Consider the following 9,795-nt stretch of genomic DNA (forward strand, 5'->3'; position numbering starts at 1 on the left):
AAATTATAACAATTTTTTTAAAATTTGTTAATTAAAATTTTTACTTTTATGTTTTAAAAATGAATTTTTATAAAAATTAGCATTAAACTGATTGCTTCTTAAAAGATAATTTTTAAAATGGCAAACTAAAACTGGATTTGGTCTATAAGCGTGAGCTTCTCTCCAAAAAAAATGAAGTTTTTTTGGATAGGTTAAATCCTCAAAATCATAAAAAGCCTTGCCGCAAACCTTGGTAGGACAACCTTCTAAAATGGCACTTAAGCCAACAGTAGAATTTATAGTAATACACCCTAAAGCATTTTTTAAGAGCCTTGGCAAGTGAGAATCATGGACATACAAAATTCGTCCTTCAACATGATATTTCTCACTAAGTTCTTGAATCAATTTAGAATAATTTTTATACCCTCTATCCATAGGATGATGTTTAAAAACTAGATAGGATTTAGCCCTAGCATGATTGGCGAAAGAAAGTATGGTTTCTTCTATAAATTCCTCTATGCTTTTTTTATAGTGATATTTAACTTGTGTATCATTATAAACTTGCAAAATAGCTAAAAAATATTTCTTTTTAAGATCATAAATCTTATTGTTTAGTTTTTTTTCTGTAAATTTATAAAAATATTTTCTATATAAAGATCTAAACCAAAATAAAAACTCAAAAGGATATAAGGTACGATGATGAAGGGTATTGTTAAAAAATGGAGCTAAAAGAAAAGAAAATAACCAATATAAAAAAGCATAAAAGGCCATATATTTAAATCCACCAGGAATTTCTTTTATAGATTTTTTTTTGCATACTTTTTGATTGAGATAAAAATTTTTATTGCGAGGCAATAAAGAATTTGCATTAACGCCATTTTTTTCAAAAGTAATGCAATAAGGCCTTAAATATCCTTCTTCAAAAATCCAAACATCGATGTTTAATTTTTTAGCAACCTCTATAGCCTTTTTATGGATTAACCGGCAATCATTATACATCAAAATAGCTTGAGTCTTGTGTTGCTTAAAAAGTTTTTCATAAAATTGTGTTAAATTTTCTTCCTTATCCTTGTAAATTTTTGCTTTAGGATAAAATAAAAAATCCCCACCATTAAAATTAATCTTTAAAATTTGAGCATTGTATTTTTTTAGTTTTTTTGCCAAACGATAAAAAAAATTACCCACTGGCCCTTGTAAAAGAATGACATTTTTTCCGCTAAATTCTTTTTTTACTTTTTTATCAAATTCCATTTTAATGCTACAAATTCGTAAATTCTTCTTATTTTTCTTAATATAAAAATTCTAAAATCAATGATTATTTTTTGACAAGGTTTGGAAAAATAATCATTTTGCATTTTTAACATTATATCTAAACAAAGTTCAATTTCACATAAGTTTTTTGTTTTTGGATGAATATATCTTGGATACTGTACTAAAACACCAGCAACAAGCTCTTCTAAAATCAATTTTCTCGTTCTTCTTGAACATTTTTGTTTATCTTGCGTTAAACCCCAACCCGCATAAAAAGGCATACCATAAGTAAAAACTTTTTTAGAGCGTAAAAGCGCATCAAATCCTGAAGTAGAAGTGATCGTATGCACTTCATGACAAATTTTTATCGCGCTATCAATGCTGCAATTTTTTATAATCTCATTGCAATATTTTAAAATGGTTTTTTCATCCTTTAAACCTTTGCGATTTCCACTTAAAACATCAGGATGAGGCTTAAAAACAATATAAGCATCTTGATTTTTCAATCTTACTTCTTTAATCAAATCCAAAGTCGATAGTCCAAAACCACCTAAAATCATTGAAGCATCATCCTCAACTTGCGCAGGAATGAGGATAATTTTTTGTCCTTTTTTGGCATTAATCTTAATATCTTGATGTTTGATGCCATTGTATTTTGAAAATTTATTCTCTTTTAAAATGTGGATAATATTTTTTGCCCTTGATAAAATTTGCTCATCAAAAACATCATTTTGCAAGATATTTTCTAAACGACTCTCTTGATTTGGATCAATATAAAGTCCTTTATCATCAACAATTAAAGAATAAGGACGAGTAAGATCAGAACCCAAAGAAATCGAACGGATGAAACCATCTTCTACTAAAGAAATTTTTGGAATAAAGCTGGTTAAATTTTCATCTTGTGCTTTTTTTATAAGAGTATTTCTTAACTCATTAAAATTGACTCTCTTGCCCCAAATGAAAAATTTATCACTTTTTTTTAATTTTATATCTTTTAAACAATCCAACAAATCCAAAAATATAATTTCATTGTTTTTAGCAACAAAAAAAGGTTTTATAAATTTTCTTTTCCATTTTGAAAAACCGAAGAAAAAAAGTCTATTGGAATTTTCTTGTTCTATGCTTTTATATTTTGCTAAGGTTTTAATCGTATCAAAAATATCACTTTTTTGATTTAAATAAGGATTAAAATACTGACTATAAAGCATATAAGCGATATAAAACACTTCTTCAAGACTTCTTTTTTTAACTCTTCTTAAGCATTTTTGCTTATCTTGTGTCAAACCCCAACCCGCATAAAAAGGCATACCATAACAAACACACTCACTACCCATAATCAAAGCTTCAAAGCCCATCCCAGAGGTTTTAGTATAAACTTTATTAAAATGTTTTAATAAAACCATAGGATTAAAATTCTCACTTATAATCTTACATTCTTTAGGCAAGGAATGTATATCAAAATCGCTTTGTTTTTTTCCGCTTAATACATCAGGATGAATTTTAATATAAATTTGAGAGTTTGGATTTTCTTTTATAGCATCTTTTATTATTTCATTGGTATTAAAATTTTGCGCTAAGCCGTATTTTAAAGATGCATCATTTGCGGTTTGAGTAATGATTAAAACGCGATTTTCATCTTTTGAAAAATAATCATTTTGGATATCTAAATTGTTATTGTATTTACTAATTTTATATTTTTTTATAAGTTCTATAGCTTTTTTAGCCTTATCTAATTCTTCTTGATTTAACTCATAAGTGTTTAAAAGATTTTCTAATTTTGAAGGTTTTGTAGTATCATAATAAATCCCTATATCATCACAAACTAAGCTAAAACTAGGTGCATTTTCAACGCCCAAATTTAAAGATCTTATGAAACCATCTTCTAAAAGCATAAATTTCATATTATATTTTTGAGCTAATTCTTGTGCTTTTAAACCGGATTTTTTTCGCCCCCAGCCTACAAAAATATCTTGTTTTTCACATTTTGAAAAAATATTAAACCATGAAACAGAATAAAAATTTTGAACATTAATAATTAATTTTTTTGAAACTGAATAATACTTCATGACAAATTTTCTTTTAAAGTGATAAAAATATTATTATATCAAACAAGTCTAAAATTAAAATATTTAAAAAAATAACTACAATCTATAAATTAAATTTGAATTTCCAAATCGCTTTTAAAATCAATTTCACACCAATTGCCCTGAATTCTCACAGCTTTAGCATTGTGAAAATGATCAATTAAGGCTTGCAAAAAACTTGTCATGTACATATTATCAAAATCTTTTCCATCATACAAAGCATTTCTATCCAAATGATCGTAAAAATCAATGAAAGAGGATAAAAATTCAGCACTTATCTTAAAAAGACCTATATATTGTCCTTGAATTTGATCATAATTTTGTGCTTTCTTGCCTAGTTCTATTATAAAGTCGTTTTCATCTATTTTTAAAGTTTCTGCATCCTCAAGAGGATTTTCAAATCTTTTTTCCCAAAGTTTTTTCCAATCCTCATCAACAACGATAGATAAAGGGTCTTTTGCTTTTTTTAAAAGCTCGATTGTGTTTTTAAAATAAACAATATCCGCATAAGAAACAATCAAATCTTGCTTATCTTGAACACAAGTTTGCAAAAATTCTCTCGCACAAAAAAGAGTGTGTAACATATTAGTTGAAGAATAATTTTCATTGATGTAAAAACAATCCAATTTAAAGCGTTCTTGAATAAATTTCTTTAAAACATCAAATAAATATCCGCCCACAATAGCAATTTCATCAACCCCAGCTTCTTTTAAAGCCTGAATTTCATAAGATATAAGCTCTCGATTTTGATACTTAACCATACATTTTGGATTATTTTGTGTTAAAGGCATCAATCTTGATCCAAAACCCGCCGCTAAAATAATAGCTCTCATTGCTTCTCCTTTATAAGATCAAGCCATTCTTTTAAAATATTTATATTTTCAAGCCCACTTTCTCTTTCTATGTGCCACATTATGCCATAAATATTTTTATCTTTATGCTTAAAAGCCTCTATGCTTTTATCGCTTGCTTTTGCTAAACTTATTAAATCCTTCCCTAAAGCTGCAATAGCATAATTATGAAAAGAATTAACCACGCAATTTACATCATTATTTAAAAAAATTTCGTGATTTCCTATATGATTTATACAAGAATTTAAAGAAGAATCAAAATAATGTGCGATCATTTGCGCACCTCTGCAAATTCCTAAAAGCGGAGTATTTGTTTTTAAACAATACTCAATAATTTTCCTCTCATAGTCATCTCTTTTGCAAGATAAAACACCACGATCATAAATGCTTAAATCATTTCCTCCGCTTAAAATCACAGCACTAAGATGTTTTTCATACATACTAAAATCAATTTCATAGCTTAAAGGTAAAGGTAAAAATCCTGAAAATATTTCTAAATTAAAAAGTCTACCCCAATCTAAAGCCAATGTTTCTCTTTCTTCAAAATAGCTTTGATTGCAAATAAGTCTTTGAGTGATTCCTATAAACAAAATATCTGCTCACTTTCGCATTCTATATTAATTCTACTTGCTTTAAGATAGGTTTTAAAATTTTCTTCTCCAACACCTATCACAGCAGGAAGTCCTAATTCTGAAGCTCTGATCGCCATATGGGAATTAGCACCTCCATAGCAAGTAATAAGTCCTGCAATTTTTTTAGCAAACAAATAATCATACCCTGGATCTGCAGCGTAAATTAAAACTATTTTTCCTTCTAAATCCTGATCATTTTCTCTAGCTGTATTTGCAACAATGCTTTTTTGAGTGATAAAATTAGGAATAATACGATGTGTATAAAAAGAAAAAATTTGATCAGGGCTAGATAATAAAGAAGGTAATTTTATAGCTTGGGTTAATTCATATTCTTTTTTATGACGCGAAATTTCTTCTAAAAACTGCTCTTTAGGATTGATAGAATAAAGACTTGAATAAAGATTTAAAATACTTTTTATATCAAGATGCGCTAAATCTTCTTTTTCGATTTTATAGTAACGCCCTAATTCTTCTATGTAAAATAAAGCTTTGGATAATAAACGTGTGAATTCAAATTTTACCCATTCTCTTCCTTCTATGGCTTGCTTTAAAAAAGCAAAAAATTCTTTAAAATCAATCTCTAAGCCATGTTCTTTAAGTAAAGTATTTAACTGATCTTGTTTTTGCTTTGACATTTTAAATGCTTCATCGTTAAAATGTGATTTATTTTCTTTTTTATCGCTGATATTAAAATACAAATCAAAATTTTCATCATATCTAGGTGATAAAATATTATAAGTTCCAGCCCTTAAATGTCCAAATTCATTTAAAAATTCTTCCTTATTGTTTTCATTAAGTTCGCAGGTTTTTTGACTTAAAATTTTACTCACTGTATTTAAAGAATTTAAAAAACTATTTTTTTCTTTTTTAGTAAAAAAATTAATTTCAACTAAAGAATTAAGAAGCTGCATCGCTACAAAACCCGCTCTTGCAACACCCGCAAAAGGTAAAGTTCCATAACGCTTACACTCTTCTAAAAGCCAATAAATTTTATCAATCAAAGAAAAATCAGATTTGATGATGTTTTTATATCTTTGCCTTAATTTAGAAGCTTTTTTAATATCTTTTAAATAAAGCCCAGAAGAAGGATTGATAATTTTATTAGTCAATTCAAGCAAGCTAAATTCTAAACGTTTAATTTCATTTTCATTAAAACCATGTGCCAAAAGCTCTTTTAGTTTAGCCGGAATGTTAAAATCATAACAAGAATACACTATACTAAATTCGATTTTATCGTGTAATTCATGATTTTTATTTAATTTATCAAGATAAAAATTCGCTAGCTTTTCAGCGATCTTTTCATCCAAATTTTTTGGGATAAAAGAATTAAAAGAAAGTCTTACATCTACAAAAGGTATACCCAAAAAAGAATGAATCAAAGGATGAGATCTTAAATCTCTATAGCCATAATTATCACGTTGATAAGCCCAAATATTATCGGTTATAATTTCTTTATATAAACTAAAAGCTAAACGCTTTGGCTTTAGGCCTATAATCTCTGCAGGATTCCAATCAGGCATCACTCCAAAAAGTGCTTTATCGCCTAAAATTCTAGGGCGTAATTCTTGTAAAGACATAAAACGCTTAGCAAATCTCTCTAAAGCTTCTTTGGGCAAAGCATCAAAAAGATTGTTTTTATTGTGCATAATAAGAGGCCTAACTTGCAAACAAATAAGCTCACTTTTATGTCCTAACTTAGCAAAAGCAAATTCAACATCTAAAAAATGACAATCATATAAAATCTCTAACTCTTTAATCAGCTCTATAATTTGCTTTACTTTTTCATCTTTAAATTCTAAACTTTGGCGATAATGATAATAAGTCTTAGCATTTTTTACACTTCCATCGGTGATGGAATTACTCGAACCGCTTTCATCGTATTGTAGGCAAAAATAGGGCGCAAAATTGTCTTTATCTACACTAAAACCAACCCCGCAAAGCTCTATATTTTCGAGCATAGGCTGAATTAGAATTTCATCATCTTGTAAAGGCATAGAATTTCCAACTTTTTTTAAAGCTTGCAAAAGTTCTATTTTATCGTTAGTTAAAACGTTTGCAAGGGATAAAAAAGCTCCAGCGTTAGAATTTACCATACTATCTTCACTTGAAGATGAACTTCTAATAATCACTTTTTCGGTATTTAAATGAGAAATTTTTTCTAAGATCGCTTCTTCGTTTTGCTCTAATTCTTTAAGCGAAGTTAAAACCAAAGGCAAAACTTTTGCTTTGGTTAATTTCGATTGTAAGTTATAAAGATTTTTAGCCTTGGTTTGAAAATTTAACTCCGCCATATTTTCCCCATTTATATTTTTTTAGCACTCCAGCAACGTGTAGTGTATTTGATATCGAATTCTTTAGGAAGTCTTTCTGTGATCTTTTGACTGATCTTTTCAAAAAGCTCACTTCCTTCTTTTGTTTCCAAATCCCAATAAGGATTTTTAACACTTCTCCACGCATTGATATAATTTTCAATGCTTTGATGAAAATAAAAATCTTCTTCTATATAAACTATATTATCAAAAAGATCTTTACGACTTTTTATAATAGGTCTTTGATCTTCTCTTCTAGTTCCTCTTGTATAATTTGGCACAAATTCTACGATGGTATCTTCAGCGATCTTTTGCATCGGATCATTTAAATCTCTGTGATTCCACATACAAGAAAAATAACCGCCTTTTTTAAGCAAACGATGTGCTTCATTTAAGGCTTCATTTCTATCCATAACATTAAAGCTACTTCCAAAAGCAACCCAATCAAAACAAGAATTTTCCAAAGTCGAGTCAATTCCAGTTGCTCTAACCCACTCTATACTTTGCCCTTTAGTTCTTTCAATACCAATTTCTCTCATAGCGTCATTTGGCTCCACTGAAACAACATTGCAATTTCTCTCAAGCAGCATGATGCTCAAATTTCCCGTTCCAGCTCCAATATCAGCAACTTTTAAATTCTTACCTCCAACTAAAGTAATCAACATATCTATAGTTTTTGGTGCATAGTTTGGTCTATAGCTATAAAATTTTGCATGCTTGGTGTAATCCCATACTTGTTCTACTAATTTTTCCATTTATATTCCTTTTTTCATCTCCAAGCTAGATGAAAAAAAGGATTTTTATGCTTTTTTAGCTGTCCAAGCCCTTATTTTATAAGGTATTTCTATATTTTGCATTTTTGAAATTTTAGCCTCTATCATTTCTAAAATTTCTTTCCATCTTTTTTCACCTGCTTGTGCTTGTATATCATTTACAGAATGCCAAGCTCCAAGATAACGTTCTTTATCCCAAATTTCTTTATAATCGCATTCCATAAAAAAGCAGTCTGTAAAATCCCCTGTTGAAACGAGGATTTCTTCCCATTTTTTAACATTTTGACTTCCACTGCTCACACGAGCAAGCTCTGGAACAATATGTTTAATCTCCTTTTCGATCTCATCAAAAAGCGAACCCTCTACAATGTGACGAGGATTCCAGATCGCAGTGAAATACCCCCCCCCATTTAGCACTCTTGCGAATTCGGGTAAAGATTTATTTGGATCTGTCCAGTGAAAAGAACTAGCCATGATAACCCAGTCCGCACTTTGATCTTGCATATGAGTTTGTTCGCCACTTCCTTTATGCCAAGAGATATTAGCAAGTTCTTGAGTGAATTTTTTTCCTTCTTCGCGCATATTATCATTTGGCTCTACTGCATTGATTTGACATGTAAACATTTGGGCTAACATCTTAGTAAGCTTACCTGTTCCAGCTCCAACTTCAACGATCTTAAGATCTTTTAAATCTTTTTTATTGTCATTGATACAAGCAACCAATTTTTCCAATAAAAACGGACTATAAGCAGGCCTATTGTGATAATGCTTTGCAACTTCTGTAAAATCACCTTGTTTCATAACTCTCCTTTAAATTGATTTTTAAATTATATCTTAATATCTTTATTGCTTTATTAATTGCTGCTATTTTCTATTTGTTTTATTTTATTTTTACCATCCAACTCCTCACACATTTTTTCAAATTCTTGATAATACTTCCAAGAAGCTACTATATCAGGACGATACTTTTTAATATGGACCAATTCTTTGTCTAATATATTTTTCAATTTTAGCCTTAACTCTTTATTCTCTTTAAAATAATTTAAAACATCTTCTTCTTTTAGCAATTTGGCTTTTTCTAATTCTATCTTTTCTTCTAAAATTTCCATAAATTCTATTAAATATTTTTGAAGCATTAAAACCAAGTTATTTTTTTTAATTTTTTCATAATCTTTAGGTTTGATATAAATACCTACGTTTTGATATTTAAAAGGCTTATCAAATAAAAAATCATAAATATTTATTAAATCAAGTTGCTTATTTAAATTAATACAATTGCTAGTTGCAACATGAATCAATATATCATCTATTTCTAAAATTACTGGCAAAACAGCCATAAAATCACTATTTGTATTATATTTATAAATTAAAGAACCAAAAGAGGAAGAAGAAGAAAAATTTAATTTTTGTGATAACTCAAAAATAGTGCTTTTAGCTTTCAGTGGAGATATATCCGCACAATCAATAAATATTATTTCGTTTGATTTAAAGTGATTTAAAAGTGTTGATTGTGCAAAATGATTAATAGATATATATAAATTTAAAGGAAATAAATTTGGTTTTTTTGTATAAACTTTTTGATTTTCTTTAATATCAACCAAATATTCTCTTATGAAAAAATTTAAATGTGGATCTTTTTTTAAATCAATCCTTACAAGATTTTTTCTAAATGGATGATTAACTCCTGTTTTTAATCTTGATATGGGATCTCTTACTAAAAAAAGGATTGGAACTTTCTTATCTATTAGCTTAAAAAACTTATCTACAATATTTAATCGTACTTGTTCATATCTAATAATATTATAACCTTTAATTTGCAAAAAACTATATAAACCATAATAACGTTGACCCTCTGCTTGTAAATCTTGTTGCAAACATCTTATATTACAATCATTAAAAAAAGACATCATCGCGCC

The 9,795-nt window shown here is 28.4% G+C and carries 8 protein-coding genes; all 8 read right to left on the reverse strand.

The genetic code is table 11. The features are described from left to right. Nucleotides 1-27: 27 nt before the first annotated feature. On the reverse strand, nucleotides 28-1,230 hold the full coding sequence (locus tag H2277_RS03735; protein WP_337201044.1) for a capsule biosynthesis protein: 1,203 nt from the start codon (nucleotides 1,228-1,230) through the stop codon (nucleotides 28-30). Continuing rightward, on the reverse strand, nucleotides 1,209-3,296 hold the full coding sequence (locus H2277_RS03740; protein WP_337201045.1) for a capsular polysaccharide biosynthesis protein: 2,088 nt from the start codon (nucleotides 3,294-3,296) through the stop codon (nucleotides 1,209-1,211). Before H2277_RS03740 ends, H2277_RS03735 begins: the two co-directional genes overlap by 22 nt. 89 nt (nucleotides 3,297-3,385) lie before the next feature. Next, on the reverse strand, nucleotides 3,386-4,147 hold the full coding sequence (locus tag H2277_RS03745) for a phosphocholine cytidylyltransferase family protein (protein ID WP_337201046.1): 762 nt from the start codon (nucleotides 4,145-4,147) through the stop codon (nucleotides 3,386-3,388). Further along, nucleotides 4,144-4,755 carry a gamma-glutamyl-CDP-amidate hydrolase gene (locus tag H2277_RS03750; RefSeq protein WP_337201048.1) on the reverse strand — a complete coding sequence of 204 codons (612 nt, stop codon included), beginning with the start codon at nucleotides 4,753-4,755 and terminating at the stop codon, nucleotides 4,144-4,146. Before H2277_RS03750 ends, H2277_RS03745 begins: the two co-directional genes overlap by 4 nt. Next, nucleotides 4,746-7,088, reverse strand: coding sequence for a PEP-utilizing enzyme (locus tag H2277_RS03755; RefSeq protein WP_337201049.1), 2,343 nt, complete (start codon nucleotides 7,086-7,088; stop codon nucleotides 4,746-4,748). The genes H2277_RS03750 and H2277_RS03755 overlap by 10 nt, the downstream gene beginning before the upstream one ends. A gap of 11 nt (nucleotides 7,089-7,099) precedes the next feature. After that, a complete protein-coding gene (locus H2277_RS03760; RefSeq protein WP_337201050.1) occupies nucleotides 7,100-7,861 on the reverse strand; it encodes a class I SAM-dependent methyltransferase in 762 nt (253 codons plus the stop codon). Nucleotides 7,862-7,906: 45 nt separating this feature from the next. Further along, the gene (locus H2277_RS03765; protein WP_337201051.1) at nucleotides 7,907-8,680 is read right to left on the reverse strand and encodes a class I SAM-dependent methyltransferase; all 774 of its coding nucleotides are present in this window, start codon (nucleotides 8,678-8,680) and stop codon (nucleotides 7,907-7,909) included. A 53-nt stretch (nucleotides 8,681-8,733) separates the two neighbouring features. Further along, nucleotides 8,734-9,795: DUF2972 domain-containing protein (locus H2277_RS03770; protein ID WP_337201052.1), on the reverse strand; the 1,062-nt coding region annotated here is incomplete at its 5' end.

This window comes from Campylobacter sp. W0014, assembly GCF_020135975.1.
In the GTDB taxonomy this organism is placed as follows: domain Bacteria; phylum Campylobacterota; class Campylobacteria; order Campylobacterales; family Campylobacteraceae; genus Campylobacter_D.